Source organism: Pseudoalteromonas sp. GW168-MNA-CIBAN-0100, assembly GCF_040309225.1.
GTDB classification, from domain to species: Bacteria; Pseudomonadota; Gammaproteobacteria; order Enterobacterales; family Alteromonadaceae; genus Pseudoalteromonas; species Pseudoalteromonas arctica.
On record NZ_JBEOOL010000001.1, the window covers coordinates 124247 to 150110 of the forward strand.

General features: G+C 36.7%; 17 protein-coding genes. 9 read left to right on the top strand and 8 right to left on the bottom strand.

Features of this window, described 5'->3' with window-relative positions:
• Positions 1 to 236 precede the first annotated feature (236 nt).
• Positions 237 to 3251, top strand: coding sequence for an immune inhibitor A domain-containing protein (locus AAEY62_RS00600; protein WP_350634420.1), 3015 nt, complete (start codon positions 237 to 239; stop codon positions 3249 to 3251).
• Between the two features lie 67 nt (positions 3252 to 3318).
• On the opposite strand, the gene AAEY62_RS00605 is transcribed toward AAEY62_RS00600, so the two are convergent.
• The 6 genes from AAEY62_RS00605 to AAEY62_RS00630 all read right to left on the bottom strand — a co-directional run bounded on the left by AAEY62_RS00605 (position 3319) and on the right by AAEY62_RS00630 (position 10415).
• Positions 3319 to 4326 (bottom strand): isocitrate dehydrogenase, encoded by a 1008-nt coding sequence (locus tag AAEY62_RS00605; RefSeq protein WP_007580684.1) that lies wholly within the window; start codon positions 4324 to 4326, stop codon positions 3319 to 3321.
• A 206-nt stretch (positions 4327 to 4532) separates the two neighbouring features.
• Complete coding sequence (locus AAEY62_RS00610; protein ID WP_101216952.1) at positions 4533 to 6221, bottom strand: hypothetical protein; 1689 nt, start codon at positions 6219 to 6221, stop codon at positions 4533 to 4535.
• Between the two features lie 11 nt (positions 6222 to 6232).
• The gene (locus tag AAEY62_RS00615; RefSeq protein WP_024591078.1) at positions 6233 to 6616 is read right to left on the bottom strand and encodes a DUF3192 domain-containing protein; all 384 of its coding nucleotides are present in this window, start codon (positions 6614 to 6616) and stop codon (positions 6233 to 6235) included.
• A gap of 70 nt (positions 6617 to 6686) precedes the next feature.
• On the bottom strand, positions 6687 to 7460 hold the full coding sequence (xni, locus tag AAEY62_RS00620) for a flap endonuclease Xni (RefSeq protein ID WP_350634421.1): 774 nt from the start codon (positions 7458 to 7460) through the stop codon (positions 6687 to 6689).
• A 10-nt stretch (positions 7461 to 7470) separates the two neighbouring features.
• Entirely contained in the window at positions 7471 to 8814 is a 1344-nt protein-coding gene (gene ppnN, locus AAEY62_RS00625; protein ID WP_007580678.1) for a nucleotide 5'-monophosphate nucleosidase PpnN, read from the bottom strand.
• Between the two features lie 65 nt (positions 8815 to 8879).
• Positions 8880 to 10415, bottom strand: a complete 1536-nt coding sequence (locus AAEY62_RS00630; RefSeq protein WP_197236785.1) for a diguanylate cyclase — start codon at positions 10413 to 10415, stop codon at positions 8880 to 8882.
• Positions 10416 to 10619: 204 nt separating this feature from the next.
• On the opposite strand from AAEY62_RS00630, the gene AAEY62_RS00635 reads away from it, so the two are divergent.
• The 3 genes from AAEY62_RS00635 (at position 10620) to AAEY62_RS00645 (ending at position 16948) form a co-directional block, all read left to right on the top strand.
• Complete coding sequence (locus AAEY62_RS00635) at positions 10620 to 12407, top strand: M61 family metallopeptidase (RefSeq protein ID WP_197236784.1); 1788 nt, start codon at positions 10620 to 10622, stop codon at positions 12405 to 12407.
• A 180-nt stretch (positions 12408 to 12587) separates the two neighbouring features.
• On the top strand, positions 12588 to 14678 hold the full coding sequence (locus tag AAEY62_RS00640; RefSeq protein WP_197236783.1) for a bifunctional diguanylate cyclase/phosphodiesterase: 2091 nt from the start codon (positions 12588 to 12590) through the stop codon (positions 14676 to 14678).
• 98 nt (positions 14679 to 14776) lie between these two features.
• Entirely contained in the window at positions 14777 to 16948 is a 2172-nt protein-coding gene (locus AAEY62_RS00645) for a S46 family peptidase (RefSeq protein ID WP_197236782.1), read from the top strand.
• 105 nt (positions 16949 to 17053) lie between these two features.
• Here AAEY62_RS00645 and map read toward each other — a convergent pair whose 3' ends face one another.
• Positions 17054 to 17830 carry a type I methionyl aminopeptidase gene (gene map / locus AAEY62_RS00650; RefSeq protein WP_197236781.1) on the bottom strand — a complete coding sequence of 259 codons (777 nt, stop codon included), beginning with the start codon at positions 17828 to 17830 and terminating at the stop codon, positions 17054 to 17056.
• Complete coding sequence (locus AAEY62_RS00655; protein WP_024596935.1) at positions 17823 to 18029, bottom strand: ParD-like family protein; 207 nt, start codon at positions 18027 to 18029, stop codon at positions 17823 to 17825. The genes map and AAEY62_RS00655 overlap by 8 nt, the downstream gene beginning before the upstream one ends.
• A gap of 215 nt (positions 18030 to 18244) precedes the next feature.
• Here AAEY62_RS00655 and AAEY62_RS00660 point away from each other — a divergent pair, with 215 nt between their 5' ends.
• From AAEY62_RS00660 to gntR, 5 genes are all read left to right on the top strand, one after another.
• Positions 18245 to 20752, top strand: a complete 2508-nt coding sequence (locus tag AAEY62_RS00660) for a putative bifunctional diguanylate cyclase/phosphodiesterase (protein WP_350634422.1) — start codon at positions 18245 to 18247, stop codon at positions 20750 to 20752.
• Positions 20753 to 21061: 309 nt separating this feature from the next.
• Positions 21062 to 22333, top strand: a complete 1272-nt coding sequence (locus tag AAEY62_RS00665; protein WP_058550287.1) for an O-acetylhomoserine aminocarboxypropyltransferase/cysteine synthase family protein — start codon at positions 21062 to 21064, stop codon at positions 22331 to 22333.
• 258 nt (positions 22334 to 22591) lie between these two features.
• Positions 22592 to 22972 carry a BlaI/MecI/CopY family transcriptional regulator gene (locus tag AAEY62_RS00670; protein ID WP_002960288.1) on the top strand — a complete coding sequence of 127 codons (381 nt, stop codon included), beginning with the start codon at positions 22592 to 22594 and terminating at the stop codon, positions 22970 to 22972.
• An 11-nt stretch (positions 22973 to 22983) separates the two neighbouring features.
• Positions 22984 to 24600 carry a M56 family metallopeptidase gene (locus AAEY62_RS00675; RefSeq protein ID WP_010552958.1) on the top strand — a complete coding sequence of 539 codons (1617 nt, stop codon included), beginning with the start codon at positions 22984 to 22986 and terminating at the stop codon, positions 24598 to 24600.
• 205 nt (positions 24601 to 24805) lie between these two features.
• On the top strand, positions 24806 to 25816 hold the full coding sequence (gene gntR / locus AAEY62_RS00680) for a gluconate operon transcriptional repressor GntR (protein ID WP_197236779.1): 1011 nt from the start codon (positions 24806 to 24808) through the stop codon (positions 25814 to 25816).
• Positions 25817 to 25864: the final 48 nt, after the last annotated feature.

A 25864-nucleotide genomic window follows, 5' to 3' on the forward strand; every position in this document is an offset into this window, starting at 1 on the left:
TTTGCATTTTAAATTCGTTTTGTAGCTTTTTTTAATTTAAATCTTCAGAAATACTGTATTTAACTGAGTTAACTAGCAGAAATTATGCGTTTTAGGTTGTGTGTTTGATTTTAGTTATAAAAGAGTGTGACAGACCATTAACCTTTATTGCACATGTTAACTATATGTTTTTATCGCATGTTTAAATTTCTATTATTAGGTATGATTACTACATAATTATGTTTGAGGAAAAAACAGTGAAAAAAGTGACGTTAATTGCGCTTTTAACTACGCTATTAAGCCCTATGGTAGCGGCTAATAATTTAAGCCCGCATGATGTTGGTATAACTAACGAAGAACGTATTTTATATTGGCTTAAAAAAAGAGACCAAATATCCTCTAGTGAGTTAGATAGTTCATTTAAGTCATATATGAGTAACAAAGAAGTTGCCAATCACTCAATTAAAAATGGCTTTAGGCAATTTAAATCCTCCTCTACGGATTTTTCAAACACAAATAAACAACAAGCCGCTTTTTCAACGTCGCTAGTGCCTGATCAAAGCGTTAATGATGTAAAAGTGTTAGCTATCTTAATTGATTTTCCTGACCTCAAACATGACGATAATCGACTTGTAGAGCAAGACACAGACATGTTTTACGCTGATTATTCAACTGAACACTATCAGCAAATGCTTTTTAATACTCAAGGTTATGCGGGCCCTGATGGACAAAGCTTATCAACGGCTGCAGATTATTATAAAGCAGCATCTGGTAATAGCTTAAACTTTAACGGGCAGGTATATGGCTGGGTAACCGCTGATAGCAATGCAAAAATATATGGTGAACGCCAAGGCAGTACGCTTGATAAAAATGCGCCCGCTTTAGTCAAAGAGGCTGTGGAGAAGGCGGTTGCAAAGTTTAATATTAATTTAGCTGATTATGATTTAACTGATTTAGATGATGTTGATGGCGATGGCATCCTCAACGAGCCTAATGGAATTATTGATCATGTAATGATTTTTCATTCAAGTATTGGTGAGGAGTCAGGTGGCGGTTACCTAAGCACCGACGCTATTTGGTCGCACCGCTACTATGTATTTGATGAAAATAGTGGGCCGAGCGAGATTGCAGGCAGCAGTATTAAACTCTTTGGTTACACAATTAATCCAATTGATGCTGGGATTGGCGTGGTGGTACATGAGTTTGGGCATGACTTGGGATTATTAGATGAATACGACTTACAATCTAACACGGTAGGTGAGCCTGTTGCGTCTTGGTCAGTTATGTCGACAGGAAGTTGGGCAGGTTCGCCACGAGGTTCAGAGCCTGTTATGTTTAGTCCTTATGCGCTTGAATATTTACAAAATCGATACCAGGGTAATTGGGCTAATCAGCTCACGCTTGATATGGATGAGATAGATGCTAACGCACAGCAAACATTAATTAATACTGCGAGTACTTCACAACTACAAAGCCAAATAAAAATAACACTGCCATCTCGACTCGAAAAATTTAAAACGCCAGTAGAAGGCGATTTTCAATACTATTCAAATACGGGCGACAATGTTAGTAACAGCCTAGTTAATACAGTAACGCTACCAAACACAACTGAGGCACTTACTTTAAGCTTTATTGCTTATTACAGTATTGAGCGCGACTATGATTTAGTACAGGTAAAAGTAAATGGGGAGCCTATTGCTAGTAATTATACCCAAGCAATAAACCCATACTATGGTGACATTGGTCCGTATATATCAGGTGATTCATTTTTTAATAGTGATGCTAAGCAGCCTAACGGCTATTTAACTCATAAGTTTGATTTATCAGCTTATGCTGGGCAAATGATTGATCTAAAAATTGAATACATAACAGATGCGAACACACATTATTATGGTTTTGTTGTGGATGATATGCGTATTGAGCAAAGTGATACCTTAATTTGGCAAAATAATGCACAAGATCAAATTAACACCGAGTTTAATGGCTTTGAAAAAATAGGTAGTTACACATATGCATCGCCATCACATTACTATTTACAATTGCGTTCATACACAGGTGTTGACAGTAGTTTGCAAGCAGAGCAGTACTCACCGGGATTATTATTGTGGTATAGCAATGAATCTCAAGCCGATAACAACACGACAGAGCATCCAGGTAGTGGTTTTGCATTAGTGGTAGATGCTGATCAGCGCTCGATAAATAAAGGCAGTACGCAAACTCCGGCTGCTTCAGCAATTCAAATTCGTGATGCTGCTTTTAGTTTATATCCACAGCGAGCTGGGTTAGGTGATGATGATTTATCAGCTATTACAGAGTTTACTGATAAAACCGACTATAGTTTTTCAGCGCAACAGCCATCGGGCGTTGTGCTTCCACAGGTTGGCTTTGGGTTTAATATTATAAGCCAGTCAGCTGATAGTGAAGATATAGAAGTAGAGCTTAATTACGATGTTACTAAAGGTATTAATTTTACCAAAACAGGTTTAATCGTTAATTTTAATGTAGAAGGTTTTGCACTCACGCCAGCGGATAAATTCACGTGGAATTTTGACGATGGTAGCTCAAGCACAGAGTTAACGCCTACTCATGAATACCAAGACTATGGCACCTATAGCGTTGAGTTTATGGCAAGTAATGATACTTCACAGCAAGTAGCTGTAGCTCAAGTTACATTAGCTGAGCCATTATCTGTAAATGAAATTGAATATGAAATAAACCAAGGAATATTAACAGCTCAAGCTTCGTTTACAGGTGGAGTCGCACCGTATACTTATAATTGGCAGCTAGGGGATGGAAGTACTTTAACGACGCAATCGCTCACTTATAATTATTTATACTCTGGTGATTACCAAGTAACGCTTACAGTGACAGATAACGAAGGCACGGAGCAAACTAAAGCGGTTGATGTAACGGCAACTGTTCCGCTTAGCATAGACGCAAACGTTACAGTAAATGATTTAAGCGCTCAATTTAATGCGCAAGTAACCGGCGGCTTTAATAGTTATACTTACAGTTGGGATTTTGGTGATGGCAGTGCGGTATCAAACTTACAAAACCCAAGGCATACTTATCAAACTGACGGGGCATTTAGTGTAACGTTGAATGTTACTGACACTCAAACAAATGACACTTTTGCTAAAGAGTTATCTCTTACAGTGCAAAAGCAACAAAGTAGTTCGGGTTCAAGTGGCGGATCATTGGCAGGTTTATTAGGATTACTACTGTTAAGTTTATTTAGGTTTAATACTAACTATATAAGCAGGTTGGTATAAGCTTAATTAACAAATAAAAAAAAGCCCGCTAAATTAGCGGGCTATTTAAATTAATAACAAATATTAATTATAAACGGTCAATTACTGATTGAGTGAAATCAGTTGTACCGTGGCTGCCGCCTAAATCGCGAGTTGTACGGTCGCCTGATTTAATTACATCAGCAACAGCACTACGAATACGCTCTGCTGTATCGCCCATATCTAAATGCTCAAGCATTTGGATAGACGCTAAAATTACAGATGTTGGGTTAGCTAGGTTTTTACCAGCAATATCTGGTGCACTACCGTGTACAGCTTCAAAAATTGCAGCGTCTTCACCAATGTTAGCACCTGGAGCCATACCTAAACCGCCAACTAAACCAGCACAAAGGTCAGATAAAATATCACCAAATAAGTTAGTCGTAACAATTACGTCAAACTCTTCAGGTGTCATTACCAGTTTCATACACGTTGCATCAACAATCATTTCATTTGATTCAATTTGTGGGTAACGCTCAGCTACTTCACGTGCTACTTTTAAAAACAAACCAGATGTTGATTTTAAAATGTTAGCTTTATGAACAGCAGTTACTTTTTTACGACCTTCACGTACCGCTAGCTCATATGCAAAAGTTACGATTTTTTCTGCGCCTTCACGCGTAATTATCGATTTTGCTTCTGCTTCATTACCGTCTTCACTTACTATTTGGCCTGCACCTGAGTACATACCTTGCGTATTTTCACGAATAGTAATGATATCAATATCGTCGTAACGCGCTTTAGTGCCAACAAATGATTTAACAGGGCGTACGTTAGCGTATAAACCAAATTGCTTACGAAGTGTTACGTTAATAGACGTAAAACCTTCACCTACAGGCGTTGTTAATGGGCCTTTAAGAGTGATTTTGTTTCTAGCTATTGTATCAACCGTGTCTTGTGGAAGTAACTCACCTGTTTTTTCAAGTGCAGCTAGGCCAGCATCAACAAATTCATAATCAAAGTCGCAACCTGCGGCTTTTAATATTTCAAGTGCTGAGTCGATAATGCTCGGACCGATGCCGTCGCCTTTGATCACTGTGATGGTTTGTTTGGCCATTGACTTTTCCTTTAAAGAGTTTGATTTGCACATAAATTATTACCCTGAGAGAGTAATCGCTTGTTAGATCATTTATGTGAACGTGCTTGAAAATTTAAGGGCGCATTTATATCAACTTATCACCCATTTTGCTAGTTTATACAAGAAATACTGGGTATACACCAAAGTTATAATGGGTATAAAGACGTTAAATAGGGTCCCATAAATTAAATACTATTAAATAACGCGAGAGATTCTAATTTTTGATTAAAATCAGTTGGGTTTTGCCAATTTAGTATTTTCAGCTGTTCGTTTAATGTTTGCAGTTGCCACGCTGTTAGCGCAAGTTCTGGTTTAAAAACACTCTGTGCAACAATTTTAAGTGTGATCCAGAGTTTATGAGAATCAGTTAAGTGTTTTTTAGGTGTTTGCTCTGCTTCTAAAAGTGCCGTTGTCCATGGGTTGTCACTTAATAAATGAGTAAGCTGTTGCGTTAGTTGCTCGTTATTAATTGAATCCACACCAAAAAATGAGCAAATAGGGGCACTCAATGTTTTATTTGGTGTGTCGTCAATCAGCGTTTTACGAGAAAGCTGTGTACTGCATTGCGTTAATAAAAAATGAGCATAAGCATATAAAGGTAATGTAATGTGTTCAAACTGGTCATGTTTATTTTTACTAACTAATAAGGCCATTATTTTCACTAAGCCATTTAATCTGTTAGTAACGTAGGCTTGCAGAGGGTGTGGGGTGACATTAACTAATTGCTCAAAAACAACTCTTTGAATTATCGCAGGCGCATTATAATAACCGACCATCGATAAACTATGCTTTAAGTCTTTAGCGGCCTGATGCTCCTTATTATAAGGTTTTACTGCCTCACATAAATTAGCAACTACCTGAGGGTGAGCCGCCATTAGCTGGCTTAGCCCTTTATAGCTATATTCGTGCTGTGACTTAATATTACTTATTAGTTCAAGTAAAGACTGTGCTTTATCAACGTCAACCACACTTTTTGACTTAACATGTTCACTGTTAAACACTTTGAAGCTAATGGTTTTATCAGCGCAATGCCATTGTTTTGGGTTGTCGTTAAGCGTTGCTTTAACGCTAAACCAAGCCAATTTATTTGGATTAGCGGTACTAATTAAAATATGTTTTTGCTGCGCATCAGTCGCTAAATAAATCATGGTTTGCTCGGCATAAAAAACGCGGCTTCCCGGTAATAGTGGCCCCAAATGGGCTATAAGTGATTTGATTAGCTGCAGTGCAAACAAATTTGGTGTGCGAATGTACAAGTCAGTAAGTGCTTTAAATAAACTCATGTGTTTATTAGCCGTATTACTAGTAATGTTCATACTAATAATATTTGCTAAAGCAATTAGTGTTATGCCCCCATCGTAAAGCATTATTTTAGGAGCACTTACCAATGCTTGTTTATATTTACTTAACTTAGCTAATAATTGCGTAACGGGTTTGGCAGAATCGCCACTGGATAACATTACTTTAGCAGCTAACTGATGACGCATTTTCCATATGTTTTTATCAGAGTCTTGAAAAGGTGTTTGCTCACAGAGCTTGTTTAATTGCGCTCCAACACATAAATGCTCAATGAGTGAAGCCGCTATGTATAGCTCGCTTAGGGCATTGTTATAGTGTTGAGATTTACAAAGTGCAGCGGTTATTACACTCTGACTAACAACTAAGTTGGTGGCATAAGAATAATTAGGATTATAAAGTGTTAAACGAGCTTGTAATGCGAATGGCTGTTCGCTATAGAGCACTCTATATTGCTCAGCTAGCTTACTTGCCATGGGGTATAAGGCTGTCCATTTTTGTTTATTGTTATAATAGCTTAAAAACAGCTGCGTATTATTAAGCAGCTGCTCTAAAGTAGTTGAAACAGCTTCATCCATTAAACCTTCACCTAATTTTGTTCTTGATATTTATTATATGCACTAGGACCCCATAAAAATAGCTGCCCATTTTTAAATAATAACCCAGTACATTCATCCATAGTGGTTATACCGTCAGATGTTTTATGCTGTGTACGGTAAAAAACAATCTGAAATACCTGTTCACCATCTCGTTTGGCATAAGTAAGGTCGGGGCTGCCTAAATAATCAAGCACAGTATTTAGTGTTGTTGGCTGCTCAAGTGATAGTTTTTCGATATAACGTTTATTGAAAGCCTCTCGGTCTTGCCAAATCATAGCCTGAGGATCATCTTTATAAAAGGTGATCACCAACGCTGCTATCAATGCATATAGCCCTAAACCTAAGATTAAATATCGGATAAATTTTTTCAATATGGTTTACTCTAACTCCGGTAACTAATAAATAGTATACGTTTTGTAATGTTTAGAGGCTATTAACTTGCGATTAATTAAGCCTTAACTGCTTTAAACTAAAGCCTAAATTTATATCGGTGCGTAAACTAACCAAGTGCTTTGAGATTACGTACATATCCATATTAGCGGCTAACTTTGCTTTAATACTCGGGCTTAGAGACTCATCTTCGGCCGCATGCTCAATTGAATTATAGTTATTAACTATTTGCTGCGCAGACTTAGTGCCTATTCCTTTTACTCCCGGAATATCATTTGTTTTATCACCAGCCAAAGCCCAAAAATCAACGAGCTTATTTTGCTCAACACCAAAACGCTCTTTTATACTTGTCTCATCTAAATAGAGTTTTTTAAAATAATCATAAACTGTAATGTAGGGGCCTATATAGGGTAAAAAGCCTTTATCAGTAGAGGCAACAGTATTAGCTATTTGATTATTTGATGCCTTAAACGCAAGCGTTGCAATAATGTCATCGGCTTCATCGTTAATAGGCTCAAATACAACAATACCGGTTTCTTCTATTGCGGTTTTAAAGTGCTCTAAGGCATCTTTTAGCACTTGAGGCATTGGGGCACGGGAGTGTTTGTAGTCTTTATAAAAATGATAACGCCAGCTTTTGTCACCATCAAATACCGCAATCGCATGGGTTGCATTACTTGTATCTAAAAGCTTTTTACACGCATGAGCTACACGTGCACAGCACGTTTGTATCATTTGCTCATCACTGTGATGTTTTTGATTAGCGTCAACGGCGTAAATGCGCCTAATTAAATTAAGCGCATCAATAAGAAGTAAATGGGGTTTCAAACTATAAAACTCATGCTTTTATTTTGTAACACGGAATGTATTTGCTGCCAGGGAGTTTCATACGGCCTTGATCAACAAATGCTTGTAATAACGTATCCATATTTTCCATAAGGGCAGGCTCGCCACTTAAAATGTATGGACCGTTTTGCTTAATGGCTTTAACGCCTTCGTCTTTTACATTTCCAGCTACAATACCTGAAAAAGCTCTGCGTAAATTAGCCGCTAATAACTGCTTTGGTTGATCAAGATGTAAATCAAGACTTGCCATATTTTCGTGTGTTGGTGCAAAAGGTTGTTGAAAATCGTTATCGATTTTTAACGTCCAGTTAAAGTAGTAGGCATCGCCTTCACTTTTACGGTAATCACGAACATTGGCCATAGCCGATCTTAGCTTTTGCCCAACTAACTCAGGATTATCAATAATAACTTCAAACTTATCTAATGCTTCTTTACCAAGCGTCATTTCAACAAATTCACACAGCTCTTTAAAGTACGCTTCACTTTCTTTAGGGCCAGTTAAAATAACAGGCAAACATTGTTTGGTGTTATCTGGATGAAGTAATATCCCTAATAAATATAGCAATTCTTCAGCAGTACCTGCGCCTCCAGGAAAAATGATAATAGCGTGAGCTGTTCTTATAAAAGCTTCAAGGCGCTTTTCAATGTCAGGTAAAATAACTAATTCGTTAACAATAGGGTTTGGTGGCTCTGCAGCAATAATGCTTGGCTCTGTTAGGCCTAAGTAACGGTTATTGGTATTGCGCTGTTTTGCATGGCCAATAGTGGCACCTTTCATTGGGCCTTTCATGGCACCAGGGCCACAACCAGTACAAATATTTAATCCACGTAAGCCCAGTTCGTAACCTACTTGTTTTGTGTATTTATATTCAACTTCGTTTATTGAGTGTCCGCCCCAGCAAACAACCATACTTGGTTCGCTATTAACACGCAAAGCACCTGCATTTCTGAGCATATCGAACACCATATGAGTAATGGCTTTTTGCTCTTTTAAATCTTTTTCGTATTTTTGACAAATAAACAAAATATCGCGAATAACAGAAAATATATGCTCGTGAATTCCGGTAATTATTTCGCCATCAACAAATGCGGTTTCGGGTGGGTTTTCAAGCTCAATTTTAATACCTCGTTCGCGGCTTACTAAACGAATATCAAAATCTTTGTATTTGTCGTATATATCGCTACTTTCGTCGGTATGGCTACCTACATTAAGCACTGCTAGTACGCAGTTTCTAAATAACTTATAACGCTCACTAGCAGAAGATTGCTCTAATAAATCAACTTCTAATTGCGACAGTAAATCTAAAACCCCAGTTGGGTTTAACTGTATTAACATAGACGTTCTCCTTACTGCTAAATCGTAAAAAACTACTTGTCATAAAATCTATAATGGCTATGACATTATTTACTGGTACAAAGTCTATCTCGTCCTGAGTTTTTGGCCTCGTAAAGAGCATCATCTGCTCTATCAAATGCCTTTAACAGAGTATCGCCTTTTTTAAACTGAGTTGCACCTACCGAGATAGTGATCTCAATTTGTTTTTCTCTAAATTTAAAAGGTATATTTTTAATTACCTTTCTTACTTTATCCAGAGGTAATGTTGCGTTTTCTAGCGATACACCTGGCATTAACAATACAAATTCTTCACCGCCGTAACGCGCTATAAAATCGGACTTTCTTACCGATTTTTGCAACGCTTTTGATATAACCTGTAAGGTAATGTCACCTGCGGTGTGGCCAAATCTATCATTGATAGATTTAAAGTGGTCAACATCAATAACCGCAAGCGTAACATCTGATGGCTGCACATTAAACAAATGCATTTCGTGATTGTAACGTTCATCAAATGCAGCTCGGTTAGGCAGTTTTGTAAGCCCATCAAGTAAACTTTTAAAGCGCTGTTCGTTTAAGCGTTTTTTATACGTTGTTAACTTATCTTCTAAAGTAACAATTCGTTTGTTTATTTCACTAAAGCTAGTGCTAAGCATTTCTCTATCTTTTCGTTCTAACTTTTCTTTTGCTAGAAAATCTTCGCTTAGTGATTTTAATTCGTTATCTACGAGTTCTTTTAAAGATGAGATTGACGTTGCTTTTTGTGTTTGTTCGTTGAGGTTTTTAATTTTTAGTTCAATGCTTTTATTCAACGAATCAAACTCAATACTCATCGATTCTGAGTGTCTACTAGTAGAGACAATAGAATTATGTAGATCTTCGAGGGTTTGATTTAATGAAACTAAAAAGCTTTGTGCAGATTTGCGCTCTTTGCTAATGTTTTTTACTACGACTTCAATTATCTTTATCGCGACATCGAGTAATGCGTCGATTGTGTCACTTTCTGTAATATTATTTTTTATACTATTAATTTGTAGTGTAGCTTCTTCTTCAAGTATAAGTTCGTTAGCTAGCTCAAGTAGTTTTTTTGCACGAGCCTGTTTTACAGGGCCCTGATTATCGGCTTGAGGGTCTTGCTTAGTTAGCAATGCTTCATGATAAAAGAGAATAAGTTGATCAAGTAGCGGAATATAACCATGGGTTGATTGAACGTTATTAATCTCTTGATCGAGTAAATTTCTCAGGGCTCTGCGAGTATCGTCTGGTAAACCTTTAGTTTTTTGTAACTGTTTACCTGCATTTTGTACACTGTTGAATAAATCACGTTGCTGAGCTTGCTGAATCGATTCTTGATTTTTAAGTAATATCAAAGTTTCACTAACAAGGGGAGAGAGGTCTTCAAAGCTCATACCTTTATTGAGTGCACTTCTAAATTTAGCAAGGCGATTATCTAACTCAATATCAAGCCCTTTACAGCTTAGCGAAAGTTTAGCTGCAAAGTCGCACAAAATATCCACTTGATGTTTGCGTGCACTCTCAATAGCCATACGAGCATCAATTGCTTGTTTGAGTTTTTTATCTGTTGGATTAGATCTTTCAGACACCTAAGCGTACCGCCATCAAATTAATTTTATTATCTTCAGTTTACAACAAATTTTTATTATGTGTAGTTATCTAGTAAAAAACTTAGAAATTTTAATAAGCTACTACGTATAAACTCGTATACGGGGCAATTTGTCGTATTTAATTCACTTTTAAATAGGGGCTTGCTAGTCTTGCAGGCAATTAAGTTTCCACTAAGAGTCTCTATGAAAAAGTTATTAGCCCTATCTATTTTAGCTGCATGTTCAGCACCTGTATTTGCCGATGTAAATTATTCTTTAGAAATCTCACAACCACAACATCATTTAGGCGATGTAAGTGTTGAGTTTCCAAAAACAGCGCAAGCACATCTTGATATAAAACTTCCTGCATGGCGAACGGGTCGCTATGAAATGCTAAACCTTGCCAATGGTGTTCGTTATTTCAAAGCTAAAGATGAAGATGGCAAAGAGTTAAAATGGGAAAAAATTGACCATAGTACATGGCGTGTTCACCTTAATGAGCCAACAGAAGTTAATGTTGACTACCAGGTGTATGCAAATGAGCTTGGTAAGCGCGCTCGCCACATTGACGACAGCCATGCATTTATAGATGCATCAGGCTTTTTTATGTTTAGTGAATCATTCCGCCAAGAGCCAGTAACCGTTAATTTAGAGGTACCTAAAAAGTGGCGCTCTGTATCGGGTATGGATAATTTAAAAGGCAAAAATTCATTTAAAGCAGCAGATTACGACGTACTTGTTGATTCACCAATCGAAACGGGTATTAACCAACTACACACATTTGAAGTAGATGGCCGTGAATACGATTTAGTTATATGGGGCGATGGTAACTACGATGTAGAGCAAGTGCTTACCGATCTTAAAAAATTAGTTGCCACTGGTAATGTAATTTGGGATGGCTATCCGTATGAACGTTATGTATTTATGGTACATGCTACGTCGGGTGCTGGTGGTGCAACAGAGCATTTAAACTCAACAATTATTCAACGTCCACGCGATAGATTTGGTAGCCGCGAAGATTACCTAGCCTTTATTAGCACCGCTGCGCATGAGTTTGTTCATACATGGAATGTTAAAGCATACCGCCCTCAAGGTTTAGTGCCGTACGATTACACTAATATGAATTACTCTAAACTGCTTTGGATTGCAGAGGGTTCAACAAGTTATTTTGAAGATCATTTAATGGTTCGCTCTGGTATTGAAACCACAGATGAATTTTTTAAAGTGATGAGTAAAACCATTAATCGTCATTTACAAACACCGGGCCGTGAAGTGCAAAGCGCAAGCGAAACAAGCTTTGATAAATGGATTAACCAAGGTGGCGATCATGCACGTAATTACAGCACTAATATTTATTCAGAAGGTTCATTACTTTCATTAGTTTTAGATATCGACTTGCTAGAAAAAAGCCAAGGTAAAATAAGCTATCGCGACGTACACAAAGCACTTTATAACAATCATAAAATGCCAGCTGGTTTTACAGATATAGATGTACTTAATATCTTAAAAGATTTAACAGGGCGTGATTACTCAAGCTGGTGGCAAGAAAATGTTGAGTCGCCTGCAAGTATTAACTTTGACGACTTACTTACTAAAGTAGGCTTGAAATTTGAACGTCCTGAAAAAGCAAAAGCCCTTGCAAGCATTGATGCTACCGCTAAAAACACAGGCGAGTTACTTACGTTAAGTTACGTTCGCCGTGGTGGCAGTGCGTGGAAAGCAGGTTTAACTACCGATGATAAAATTGTCGCTATAAACAAACATCACGTAGGTAAAGATTTAAAAACCAGCTTAGAAACGTTTAAAAAAGGCGATAAAGTAACTATTGACTATCTTCGTCGCGATGCTCTTGAAAGCTTAACATTAGTATTATCAGAAGATTTTGATAAGCCTAAAAAAGTAGTTGCTAATAAAGAGGCAACGCCTGAGCAAAAAGCACTATTCAAAGCATGGATTGGCGTGGAACATCCAAATGATGTGGCAAAAAAATAAATTCAGTTTTTATAGCGTTTAAATATAGTTAACAATTATTAAAAAAGAGCTTCTGCTCTTTTTTTGTTTTGTATAATGGCGTATATAATGTACATGGAAATTTAATATTAAAATTAAATTTAATTATTATTTAGTATTTCTCTATTATTAAATAAAATTATTTATGGATATAGCCTCAAAATGAAATTAGATAACCCGACTTCAAACTTAACCCATCAATTTGTAATTAACGACTATTTGCATCAGTTATTTGATGCGGTAAATGTTATTTCTGTTCAAGGTTATGACAATGAACGTCGTGTTATTTATTGGAATGAAGGCAGTGAGCGACTTTATGGATATACCAAAGAAGAAGCCATAGGACAAAAAATAGAAGACCTTATAATTCCAGAGCCAATGTGTGAGTTAGTTATTAACGCACATAGTGATTGGGTAAAAAAAGATATAGAAATTCCAGCATCTGAAATTATCTTACAAGACAAAGATGGAAACAATGTATCGGTTTTTTCCAGCCATGTTATGTTTACAAATCAATATAATACAAAACAAATGTACTGTATTGATATTGATTTATCTGAGGTTAAAAAGGCACAAGCGGATGCGTCATTTAATGAGCATATGCTAAAAACTATTTTTGGAGCAATTCCTGACTTATTTTTCTTGATGGAAAACGATGGAACTATTATTGAGTATCATGCCAGTAATGAGACCGATCTCTATACCAAGCCAAAGCAATTTATTGGTAAAAGAATGGGTGATGTATTACCTGAGGACGTAGCCAAAAAATTTGAAACTTATATCAATCTTGTATTAGAAAAAGAGCAGATGATGAGCTTTAAATACGAGCTAGCTTTGCCCCATGGGCTCGTTTTTTTTGAAGCAAGAATAAATAAAATAACAGAACATAACCAGTTAATGGTTATTATTCGAGATATTACAGAACAGCATAAATCAGATGAAATAATTAGACATCAAGCGTATTACGATAGTCTAACTTTACTCCCAAATCGTTTTTTAGCACTTGATCGTTTGTCGCAATTACTTATTGAAGCACAAAGAAATAACGAGAAAGCGGCGGTACTGTTTTTGGATTTAGATGATTTTAAAAAAATAAATGACTCTTTAGGCCATGAAACAGGAGACAAACTTTTAATTGAATCAGCGCAAAGGCTGCAAGAGGCACTGCGAAAAGACGACACGGTAGGGCGCCTAGGTGGAGATGAGTTTATCGTATTACTACGAGGTATAACTGATCACCATGCAGCGCTAAAAATCACTGAAAAACTGGTCAATAACTTTAGAGCCCCTTTTAAGATTGAGGGTCGGGAACACATACTAACAGCGAGTATTGGTGTAGCCATATACCCAGAAAATGGTACAACCGTTGCTGATTTATTACGAAATGCTGACACTGCAATGTATCAAGCAAAATCATATGGTCGTAATACTTATTCATTTTTTACTAAAAAGATGAACGTAATTATTCAGCGCCGACTCGTAATAGAAGAGCAGATGCGTGGCGCCCTTGAGCGTAATGAATTCGAGTTATTCTACCAACCCCAATTTGACGCCAAAAATAAACACATCATTGGTGCAGAAGCGTTATTACGCTGGCATAACCCTGTGCTAGGTAATGTAACACCCGATGAGTTTATACCTATTGCCGAAAATACAGGATTAATTGTACCTATTGGTAAGTTTGTAATTAGCCAAGTATTACACTTTTTAAACACATGGCAAAGTACCTGTAAACGCCAACAAAAATACACCATGGCTGTTAACTTATCTCCTCGCCAATTTAGAGACGTAGGGTTGCTCAGTTTTATTCAAAACTCATTGAGTGAAGCAAACGTAAACCCCGAAAGTTTAGAGCTTGAAATAACTGAGGGAGTATTGATGAGTTGCCACACTAATGTTGTTGATATACTGACTGAAATTACTGCATTAGGCATTAACTTATCAATGGATGACTTTGGTACAGGTTATTCATCATTAAGTTATTTGAGAGAATACCCTTTTAATGTACTTAAAATAGATAGAAGTTTTATTGATGGTATTGTACTAAACAATGAAGATTGTAATCTCGTAAAGGCAATTATTGCTATGTCGCACAGCTTAGGACTGACAGTGGTAGCCGAAGGTGTAGAAACAAAAGAGCAGCATACTTTATTGAACGAATTGGGTTGTGATTTTATGCAAGGCTTCTATTTTAGTAAACCAATACCAGCAAAACAGTTTCTTGATTTTTCGATGAATTTTGATAAAAAGTAAGATTAAACACTCGATTGTAACAATTCATTGCACGGCTATTGACCTTATTGTCCCATCGCGAGTAACCTGTTATAGAAACAAATAAAAAGGATTCTATAATGCGTTTAAAACCTCTTGTAGCTACATTAGTAGCCACATTTTCTTTATCACTTTCAAGTAGTGCCTTAGCCGACGAAGGCATGTGGCAACCACACCAACTTCCAGAGTTAGAATCAATTTTAAAAGCCAAGGGGCTTGAAATTGATGTTGAATCTATTTCTAAATTAACCGAATTCCCAATGAATGCGGTAATTAGCCTAGGTGGTTGTACAGCATCGTTTGTATCGCCTAAAGGTTTAGTTGTGTCAAACCATCACTGTGTTTATGGCTCGGTACAATACAACTCAACGCCTGAAAACAATATCTTAGAAAATGGCTTTTTAGCTAAAAGTCCTGCTGAGGACTTACCAGCAGCGCCGGGTTCACGCGTATACGTCACAGAAACAGTTACTAATGTGACTGACAAAGTTAGTAAAGGTATTGAAGAACTAAGCGGTAAAGCACGCTACGACGCAATAGTAAAAAACGAAAAAGCGCTAGTAGCCCAGTGTGAAGCCGACGAAAGCTACCGTTGTAATGTGTATTCATTTCATGGTGGCTTAGAGTTTTACCTAATTAAGTCACTTGAAATTAAAGACGTACGTTTATCTTATGCACCGGCAATGGGCGTAGGTAAATACGGTGGCGATATAGATAACTGGATGTGGCCGCGCCACACAGGCGACTTTGGTTTTTACCGTGCTTATGTAGGCAAAGATGGAAAACCAGCTGAGTACAGCGAAGACAACGTACCTTACGTACCTGACTCTTACCTAAAAGTAAGTGCCAAAGGCGTGCAAGAAGGCGACTTTGTAATGGTTACAGGCTACCCAGGGCGTACTAACCGCTACCGTATAGCAACAGAGGTAGATAACGTATTTAACGACAGCTACCCTAAAGCACGCGTTCATAACTCAAAATACGTGTCGCTTATTGAAGAAAACTCAGAAGACGGCAGTAAAGCGCGTATTGCTTACGAAAGCACCATTGCAGGTTATAACAACTATATTAAAAACTATGGTTCGATGATCGAAAGCTTCAAAAAAGGCACTATGCTTGAGCGCAAAAAACAGTTTGAGCAAGAGTTAACACAATGGATCAATAGTGATGGTGAGCGTAAAGAGCAATACGGAAGCGTATTAGGTGAGCTATCTGAGCTAATTGCACAATCACAAGAGCACAGTGAACGCGACCGAATGTTAGGTTATGTACATCGCTCACAAATGATCAGCACAGCACGACGTTTATACCGCCTAGCTTACGAAAAACAAAAGCCAAATAGCGAACGTGAATCTGGTTATCAAGAACGTGATTTACCTCGCATTAAAGCGGGGCTTGAGCGTATGAGCCGCCGTTATGATAGCAAAGTAGATAAAGCTATTTTACTGCACTTTTTAGAGCTGTATGCAGCACTTCCAAAAGAAGAGCGTTTTAGCGAAGTTGATAACGTATTTAAAGTACAAAATGGGTTTGATAAAGCAACTCAAAGCGCGTTACTTGATAGCATGTATGAGCAGTCAAGACTCGATAATGCCACTGTTCGCAATTCATTATTTGAACAATCGTTTAGCCAGCTAAATCAAAGCCAAGACCCATTTGTGCAGTATGCTAAAGCCATATTTAAAGTAATGAAAGCACAGGAAGATAAATCAAAAGCACTTGCAGGTAAATTACAAGCAGCTCGCCCAGAGCTAATGAGCGCAATCATTGCGTTTAACAAAGCTAAAAACAAACCTGTATACGCCGATGCCAATAGCACATTACGAGTAACCTATGGCACCGTAGGTGGCTACTCACCTCAAGATGGCTTGGTAGCAACACCTTTTACCTCGCTTGAAGGGTTACTCGCTAAAAACACCGATGTTGACCCATTTAATGCACCTAAAAAGTTACAAGAGCAAATTAAAGCCAAGCTTTACGGTGATTACACGGGCGGCATGAATACAGTACCAGTAAACTTTTTATCAAATGTAGACACTACCGGTGGTAACTCAGGTTCGCCAACACTTAACGGCAAAGCAGAGCTTGTTGGTTTACTGTTTGACGGTGTTTACGAAAGTATTATTGGTGACTGGGATTACAACCCTGAGCTTAATCGCTCAATCCACGTTGATTCACGCTACATGCTGTGGGTAATGGATAAAGTAGATAATGCACAAAACTTATTAGACGAAATGACAATCGTAAAATAAGTAATTAGTGAGATAACAGAAGGGCGCTTACCGTAAAGGAAGCGCCTTTTTTATTAATCATAATGGGTTACGGTTTGTATACGTCAGTAGCATAACTTAGTTTTGCTAAGCACGCTTCTCTTCATCGCGAAGTGTTAAAACTTCGAAGCCCGTTTCTGTTACTAGAACGGTATGTTCCCACTGAGCAGAAAGTTTCTTGTCTTTTGTTACGACTGTCCATCCATCTTTTTTAGTTTTTACCTTCTTGGAACCTTGGTTGATCATAGGCTCTATAGTAAAGGTCATACCTGCTTCAAGCACTAACCCTGTATGAGGTTTACCATAATGCAAAACTTGCGGCTCTTCATGCATTTCTTTACCAATACCATGACCGCAATATTCACGTACTACACTATAACCAGAAGATTCAGCGTGCTTTTGAATAGCATAGCCAATATCACCAAGCGTTGCTTTTGGCTTTACCACCTTAATACCTTCCCACATAGCATCATAAGTCGTTTTAACCAATCGTTTGGCTTCTGAGCTTGTCGCTGCAAAAGTATACATTTTACTTGAATCACTGATATAACCATTTTTCTCTAAGGTAATATCAATATTTAAAATATCTTTGTTTTTTAATTTATAAATATTATTGGGTACACCATGGCACACTACGTCATTAACAGATGAGTTCAATGAATACCGATAGCCATATTGGCCTTTACTGGCAGGACGAGCATGTAACACATTGGTAATATAGCTTTCTACTTTAGTGTCTATATCTAACGTAGTTATGCCCTCGCAAATAAAATCATCAAGCATTTTAAATACCTGAGCTAAAAGCTTTCCTGAATCTCTCATGAGCTCAATTTCTGCATCAGTCTTTATTGTTGCTTTACTCATGCAAAAGATCCTGAATAGTAAGCTTTTCTTTTATGAGTTGTTTTTTAATTATTTCATGGTAGGTAAGTGTCGGATTTAACTCAGCAAGCATGCCTATTTTAATCCAAAACTCTGCTTGTGAATTGATAGATCTGGACATGATATTACTCGATTTTCTAATTTCTTCATGCAGCCCATCTGATATTTTCACTATTCCCATTGTATATACCGTATATGATTTATTATGTATCGTATATAATGAAAACATGGATGTCAACTTGGAGGTCTTACAATCAAAAGTGTATTTCTCGGCCACTTCACAAGAAAAATGATTAATAAGTAATACTTTATGTTTGCATTGAATTATATAAGCAATCCTTTTAAACTGCATTGGGGCAGCTGATAAATTTAATGGGTTATGATATGAGATTGAATGTGACAAGAAGTGCGACTAGTATTTTATATAGCGCTATTTTGTATTTTCACTGTATTATTTTTGCACTAGGAATGGTTGAATCTACTTTTTCTGGGTATGAATTAATGAAGGTGATAAGCCCCACGACGGCAATAATTTCACTGTTAATTGCAGGCGTTTTAGCAACCATAAAAAAAGTAAGTCTATATACAAAGAAGTATTGCATCGCAATAGCTACAGTTGCTGCATTGTGTTTTCTATTTATTCAGTTTTCTTTTTTATTTCATATGCAGGTTAATTTCGATCTGGGAAGCCTTGATAACAACCCATTTACTTTATCATTGTACGCCATTTTTATGTTTACTTGTTTTTCAGCAATTACTATCAAAGCTTTTCATAAAAATATAAAAATAAATGAAATGAAAAAAATAAAATTAGTCGTATTTATAGTTGTATTAATCGGTTCAACTGTGTGGCATCAGTCATCTTTGAATCTAGTCAGAACCCAAGATGCTAATGCAAGAGAAAAAATACACTTATTAGAAACAATGATAAACCGCTCTTTGGCTTCACAGAAAAAAGCTCTAGCTAGAATAAAGACTAGAGTAGAAAAAGTTAGTTTTGAAGATTTTATGCGTCTAATTAATATAGACTCAAAAAATTACATTAGTGATTATAATATAATCAAAGGTGTTTTAGTTCTTGATAATGAATTAAATTATATTTCAGGCGATAATTTTTCTAGCAGTTTTTACTTAAATGGAATGCTAGAAAAACCTACAATAAAATTATGGCTTAAAAGAGATATAGAGGAAGTCCAATTTGCAGCTAACTCATTAACTCTAGACTCCGATATACCAATTTTAATGTTTTTAGCCCCTGTTAAACTTGCGAATCAAAGTCGTTTTTATATATTAAATTTACTAGATATGAACTTATTATTAGAGAAAAGTTATTTAAAATATCTTAGTCGGTATGATACATATTTAGAATTAACTCCAAATGTATACTTTTCAGTAGACTATAAAAATAAAACTCAGTCTGATTTAAACAAGCTAACTAGCCGTTATAACCATTTTATCACTGAAAAAATAAATGTGATGGGTTTAGTTGAACATAATGTCTATACCTTTATCAATGACTATGAAGCAATACACATTGATACCATAATTGATCAATTAATATTATGGTTTACGTTTCTATTTATATTTATTTTTGTACTGGTAGCTGATTCATCAAGAGCCTTAGAGTTTAGTACAAAGCATGATGAATTAACTGGTTTACTGAGATTGAAAGCTTTGGAAGAAGAGTTTCTGCAGCTTAGCTCGGTTAGAGGATATAGTAATTTTGCAACTGTAATAGTTAAACTAGATTTTTATGAAGAGATACATAACTCTTTAGGTTATGAAATCAGTGATAAAATTCTGAAAAAAGCTTCTGAAAGAATAAGTATAAATGTTGACAACCGAGTATTAATTTCTAAGGGAATTAACGATAGCTTTGTTTTATATTTTACAGATACTACACCAGCTATCCTTGAGCAAAAAATTGAGGCTCTAATACTCGATTTATCTAAAGCGTACTGTATAGACACATTTGACTTCAATCTTACTGCAAGTGCTGGAGTGGTATTTTATCAAACCCCCGAATTATTTAATTTTAAGCTTAACCTTCAGCAAGCAAATATAGCCCTTGAAAAATCTACAGAGCTTGGAGGGAATCAAATACACTTTTATCAACAAATAATGGATGATAAACACAGCGAAAAAATTATTATCCGAAATAATTTACACACGGCTCTAAAGAACAACGAATTAGAAGTGTTCTACCAACCTATACATAACTTGAATGGGAACCAAATTGTAGGTGTTGAAGCGCTAGTTAGGTGGTGTTGTAACGGTGAATGGATCTCTCCGGCAAAATTTATCCCTGTAGCAGAAACTACGGGTCAAATAGTTCAAGTAGGTAAACAAGTTTTAAATCAAGTCCTTCACGATATAAAAAAACATTCGCAACTGCAAAATATAACCGTAGCAGTTAATTTTTCAACCAAGCAGATTATTAAAGACAATTTTTCTATCGACTTACTCCATTTACTTACTCAAAATAACATCACATATAAAAATTTCACTGTTGAAGTCACTGAGTCCTCCTTTCAAGAAAAGACATCTATAGAGAAAACATTACTTGAATTAATTAATTCAGGTTTGAATGTTGCTATAGACGATTTTGGGACTGGTTTTTCAAGTTTGTCATATCTTGCTAATCAGCCCGCGAACATTATTAAAATTGATCGAGAGTTTACTCTTGGAGCGGATAAAGATACGAAAGAACGAAAGCTTTTAGATACCATTATCAAAGTTTGTTATGACTTAGGCAAAAAAGTGGTAGTAGAGGGGGTAGAAGATGAAAAGCTAATTACACACTTATCTAGATATAAAGGTATTAGGATTCAAGGATACTTTTTCTCAAAGCCGCTTCCTGTTGACCAACTTATTGAATATATTCGAGCCATACAATACAAATAATATTAGTAATTTATGTTGTCCTCTAAAGTTTCTAATACATATTTCGATTAAGCTTGTTTTATTTAGTGCTTAATACTAATTCATTAAATATAACCTTAAAATAACTTACTACCTAATGGAAGAACACAGCCATATAAAGTTTTTTTATATGGCTTTTCTAAAAAGTTCAAAAGAACATAATCCTTGAACTCATAGCTATTAACCGCCTTAACTTAAATCAAATCACCTTAACACCCTTAAATATATTTCATGTACATTTTATAACCAAGAAGTGCTAGGTTAGTGGTAAATTAATTGAAGGAAATAATTATGAAATTAGAGTCATTAGCACTGCACCACGGTTACGAATCTGAGCCTACGACCAAATCGGCAGCCGTGCCTATTTATCACACTTCTTCTTATACATTTGACAACACGCAGCATGGCGCTGATTTATTCGATTTAAAAGTACCTGGAAATATTTACACCCGCATAATGAACCCAACTAATGCCGTACTTGAGCAACGTATTGCTGCAATGGAAGGGGGTATTGGTGGGCTAGCTGTTGCCTCTGGGATGGCCGCTATTACGTATGCTATTCAATGCTTGTGTGAAGTAGGCACTAATATTGTAAGTACCAGCCAAGTATATGGTGGCACGTATAACTTATTTGCACATACCTTACCTAGGCAAGGTATTGAAGCGCGCATGATTAAAGCCGATGACTTTACCGCGTTCGAGAATGCAATTGACGACAACACCCGCGCTGTTTTTTGTGAATCTATTGGTAATCCTGCAGGTAATATTGTTGATATTGAACGTTTAGCACGTATTGCACATAGCAAAGGTGTGCCGCTTATTGTTGATAATACCGTGGCTACGCCGTATTTATGCCGCCCATTTGAGCTGGGCGCCGATATAGTGGTTCACTCACTTACAAAGTATATAAACGGGCACGGTACTGCTATTGGCGGCATGATTGTCGACTCAGGAAAATTTGATTGGAAAGCGAATGCCACGCGTTTTGCAATGATGAACGAGCCCGATCCGTCGTATCACAATGTGGTTTATACCGAAGCTTTTGCTGAAGCTGCATTTATTGGTCGTTGTAGAGTAGTGCCACTTAGAAATACTGGCGCAGCGCTTGCCCCTAAAAACGCATCTGACATTTTAATCGGCCTTGAAACCTTAGGCTTAAGAATGGATCGCCACTGCGAAAATGCACAGCACTTGGCTGAGTATTTAGAAAATCATCCAAAAGTGCTTTGGGTTAACTACGCAGGGCTTGAATCAAGCCCGTATAACGAAATGAGTCAAAAAATTACCAGTGGCAAAGCATCGGGTATTTTAAGCTTTGGTATTGCTGGTGGCCTAGAAGCAGGCACTCGTTTTATTGATGCGCTAAACATGATTTTACGCTTAGTTAATATTGGCGATGCCAAGTCGCTTGCGTGTCATCCTGCGTCAACCACACACCGCCAATTAAATGATGAAGAGCTTGCTAATGCGGGCGTAAGCCGCGATTTAATTCGTTTATCGGTCGGTATTGAGAACATTGCTGACATAATTGCCGATGTAAGCCAAGCGCTCGATAAAGCATAGTTACCTCACTACCTTTCATAAAAAACTTTAAAGCATAAAAAGCGTTAGTTGAAAATAAACTATCGTTTTTTATGTTTTTCTAAAATCTATTAATAAGTATACCTCTTTATTTTATCTACCTTTTTTATAAAACCTTCCTAAGACTTTTATATTTCTACCGTTTGTTTTTTATTCACATGTCAATTTTGTATTGACACTAAGATTACTTACTACTACATTTGTAACAGTACCACTACAAGTGTAGTAATAGGAGCGACAATGAAACTTAGTGATTTTGAAATGGATATTATGCAGCTGCTCTGGCAGGAAGAACCCTGTACCGCGAGTCAACTACATAAGGTGCTTTTAGCTGATAAGCAAAAAGATAAAAAAGTAGCCTATACAACAGTTAAGACTATTGTAGATAGGTTAGAACACAAAGGAGCGATTGAGCGTTGTGGACATGAAGGGCGAGCTATTGTTTTTAGAACAATAGTTACTCAAGACACATTATCGGAGCAAGCTATGCCTAGTTTTATGCAACGATTTTTTAAAGGTAATTCTCGTAGTTTAATTGCCCACTTTATCAAAGAAGAAAAGCTAAATGATGAAGATATAGAATATTTACAAACGCTTTTAAAAAATAAGAAGTTAGATTAAAGGAGAGGGTAATGACGGATTATTTACTAACTTGCACACTTATTAGCTTATGTATTTTGCTTACAGTAAAAGGGCTTAAAAATGCCCCAGCACGATTAAACTTTTACATTTTAATGATTGCCTTGGCATGTTGGTTTGTCCCTTGGCAATACTTATCTCAGTTATCATTTTTTGAAGGATCAGAACGTTACACATTAAATGTGGCGCAAATTGTTCCCGATATAAAAGTATTAATACCAGATACCTTACACACAACGACTCCGAACACGCTACTAAGTAAGCAGAGTATGTGGGACTTTGTTCCATCAATGAGTAATATTTTTATTATTTTGCTTGTTAGTGGTTTTGGACTGTTTTTATTACGCGTGGGCTTATATGTAAAGCTTATAAAAAATTTATACATTAACTCAAAGCCAAGTCCTGAACTTAACCACATTAACAATCAGTATCCAATTAGACTAACAACCCATACAGAACCTGCTTTTGCTACCGGGTTAATAAAGCCTGTTATTTGGTTAGAGTCGACGATGACACACCGTAAAGAATTAGATTCAGTCATTCAACACGAGGTAACTCATTTACAACAAGGTGATATTTATTGGACGTGGCTTATTTGTTTTATAGAAAGCGTTTTTTGGTGGAATCCTATTTGCTTAAAGTTAACTGGTTTAGCAAAAGAGCAACTCGAACTTAGCTGTGATGAGTTGTGTATGCAAAAGCTAAAAGGTAAATACCAATTGGATTTAGCCAGTTTATTGCTACAAGAGCAAAGTGCTAAAAGCTCGCCTAACTTTTTTACCCCCCCACTTTTGAATATTGCTCATTCTAAGAGTTTTAATATTCAGAGGATCAAAATGTTAAACAAGGAAAAAACAATGAAAAGTAAATATTTGGTTATGGTTGCGGCGGCAATGTCTTTTAGTGCTTTAGCTGCAGCGCAAATTGTAGACGGTAGTTCAGATAACAAACAGCAAAGTAATAATACGTCTCAGGCTCCTGTTAAAAGTGAAGAATATAAACAACAACTTGCACAGCTTCTAAAAAGCGCTGCTGGGGCAAAAAGTGATAACCCTGAACTGTTAAGCCAAGCTGCGCAAGGCATTCAAGATTGGCACTTGAATAGAGACAAACTTACTGGTTTTGAAGAAGCTGAAATCAAACTACAAAGCTTTAGGCTGCTAAATCACGTTTACTCTAAACTTGAGCAATATGATGACATACTGAGTGCTTACGAAAAATGGTACGAGCCGGGCAGTAACCCGCCTTACTTTTTAAAAAATTCACTAGCAACGGCCTATATACAGCTAGGGCGTTATGAGCTTGCTGTTGCAGAGCTTGAAGATTTATCAAAACAGCTTGAAGGGAAGCTACATGTTGGCTCTGCTGATAACTTAGCACTGGCATACATTTACCTTGCTGATTACGATAAAGCATTAAAAACCCTAGAGCAGGTTGATGCAAAAGACAATGTATACGGAAATATCCTTAAATATTATGTTTATGATAAACAAAATAACCGTAAAAAGATGGATGAAATTAAAAGTAAAATTCCAGAAGTATTTGCAGTTACCCCCGCGTTATTACCACAAAGCGGCGTACCTGGTTCGCAATTGTTGAGATTGCTATAAGTTTTTAATTACGATGAGGCTCGGAGTATCTGAGCCTCTGTTTAATGTTATTGGTACAAATACAGATTTATTCATTAAAATAGGTCTAGGTTATTTAAATCTCTTGGGTAATCGCTTAGTGATAACCTAAATAAAAATGGCTAAAAGTAGTGATTTTTCACAATAGTTGGTATGTTACAAGTAACATTTTATTTAATTGTGTGTGATGAAAAAAAACAAACGTTCTTCTCTTCAAGATATTGCCGATGCGGTTGGTGTAACCAAAATGACGGTGAGTCGTTATTTACGTAATCCCGAAAAAGTATCAGAGTCTACTCGCACTAAAATTAGTGCAGCTATTGATACGCTAGGTTACATTGCAAATAAAGCCCCTGATTTACTCTCTAATGCTAAAAGCTACTCTATTGGTGTACTCGTTCCATCGTTAACGAATCACGTGTTTGCTCAAGTTATAAGAGGTATTGAAGATGTAACAGGGCCTGCAGGGTATCAAACAATGTTGGCCCATTATGGTTACAACCCTGAAATTGAAGAAAAACGGGTTGAGTATTTATTGTCGTACCACGTTGATGGTTTAATTTTATCAGAAACCACACACACAGACAGAACGCTAAAAATGATTGAAATGTCAGGCGTACCTGTGATTGAAATAATGGATACTCATCACTCTCCTATGCAACAAGCGGTTGGTTTTGATAACCTTAAAGCAGCTTTTGATATGACGACAGCACTTTTAAATAAAGGTTATCGCAATATTGTTTATATTGGAGCAAGGCTCGATGTACGAACACGCCTAAAATTTCAAGGTTATTCAGATGCTATGTTAGCTAAAGGCTTTACGCCTAAAAGTGTGATGACTGATCAAGCTTCATCTTACAGTTTAGGCGCTGAACTTTTACAAAAAGCGCGTGCCGAATACCCAAATACTGACTGTTTGTTTTGTACTAATGATGATTTAGCAATTGGGGCTATTTTTGAGTGCCAGCGAAACAATATTTTAGTGCCTAGCCAAATGGGGGTTGTGGGTTTTCATGGTCATGATATTGGCCAAGCAATGGTGCCTCAATTAGCAAGTGTGATCACCCCTCGTTATCAGATAGGTAATGTTGCGGGAAGAGAATTGTTGAGCCGGATTAATTCCGATTTGGATACTAGCATGAATTATAAGCAAGTAATTGATACTGGTTATATAGTTCATCTAGGTGAGAGTGTTTAAATACTCAAATTACATGAGCTTAATTACATGATCTTAATTACCTGAGCC

What these genes read in the sequence shown, in the direction of transcription:
- AAEY62_RS00670 (WP_002960288.1), top strand. Translation starts at nt 22,592, where the DNA reads ATGAAACTTAGTGATTTTGAAATGGATATTATGCAGCTGCTCTGGCAG.
- AAEY62_RS00645 (WP_197236782.1), top strand. Translation starts at nt 14,777, where the DNA reads ATGCGTTTAAAACCTCTTGTAGCTACATTAGTAGCCACATTTTCTTTA.
- AAEY62_RS00605 (WP_007580684.1), bottom strand. Translation starts at nt 4,326, where the DNA reads ATGGCCAAACAAACCATCACAGTGATCAAAGGCGACGGCATCGGTCCG.
- gntR (WP_197236779.1), top strand. Translation starts at nt 24,806, where the DNA reads ATGAAAAAAAACAAACGTTCTTCTCTTCAAGATATTGCCGATGCGGTT.
- map (WP_197236781.1), bottom strand. Translation starts at nt 17,830, where the DNA reads ATGAGTAAAGCAACAATAAAGACTGATGCAGAAATTGAGCTCATGAGA.
- AAEY62_RS00635 (WP_197236784.1), top strand. Translation starts at nt 10,620, where the DNA reads ATGAAAAAGTTATTAGCCCTATCTATTTTAGCTGCATGTTCAGCACCT.
- AAEY62_RS00610 (WP_101216952.1), bottom strand. Translation starts at nt 6,221, where the DNA reads ATGGATGAAGCTGTTTCAACTACTTTAGAGCAGCTGCTTAATAATACG.
- ppnN (WP_007580678.1), bottom strand. Translation starts at nt 8,814, where the DNA reads ATGTTAATACAGTTAAACCCAACTGGGGTTTTAGATTTACTGTCGCAA.
- AAEY62_RS00665 (WP_058550287.1), top strand. Translation starts at nt 21,062, where the DNA reads ATGAAATTAGAGTCATTAGCACTGCACCACGGTTACGAATCTGAGCCT.
- AAEY62_RS00675 (WP_010552958.1), top strand. Translation starts at nt 22,984, where the DNA reads ATGACGGATTATTTACTAACTTGCACACTTATTAGCTTATGTATTTTG.
- AAEY62_RS00655 (WP_024596935.1), bottom strand. Translation starts at nt 18,029, where the DNA reads ATGGGAATAGTGAAAATATCAGATGGGCTGCATGAAGAAATTAGAAAA.
- AAEY62_RS00640 (WP_197236783.1), top strand. Translation starts at nt 12,588, where the DNA reads ATGAAATTAGATAACCCGACTTCAAACTTAACCCATCAATTTGTAATT.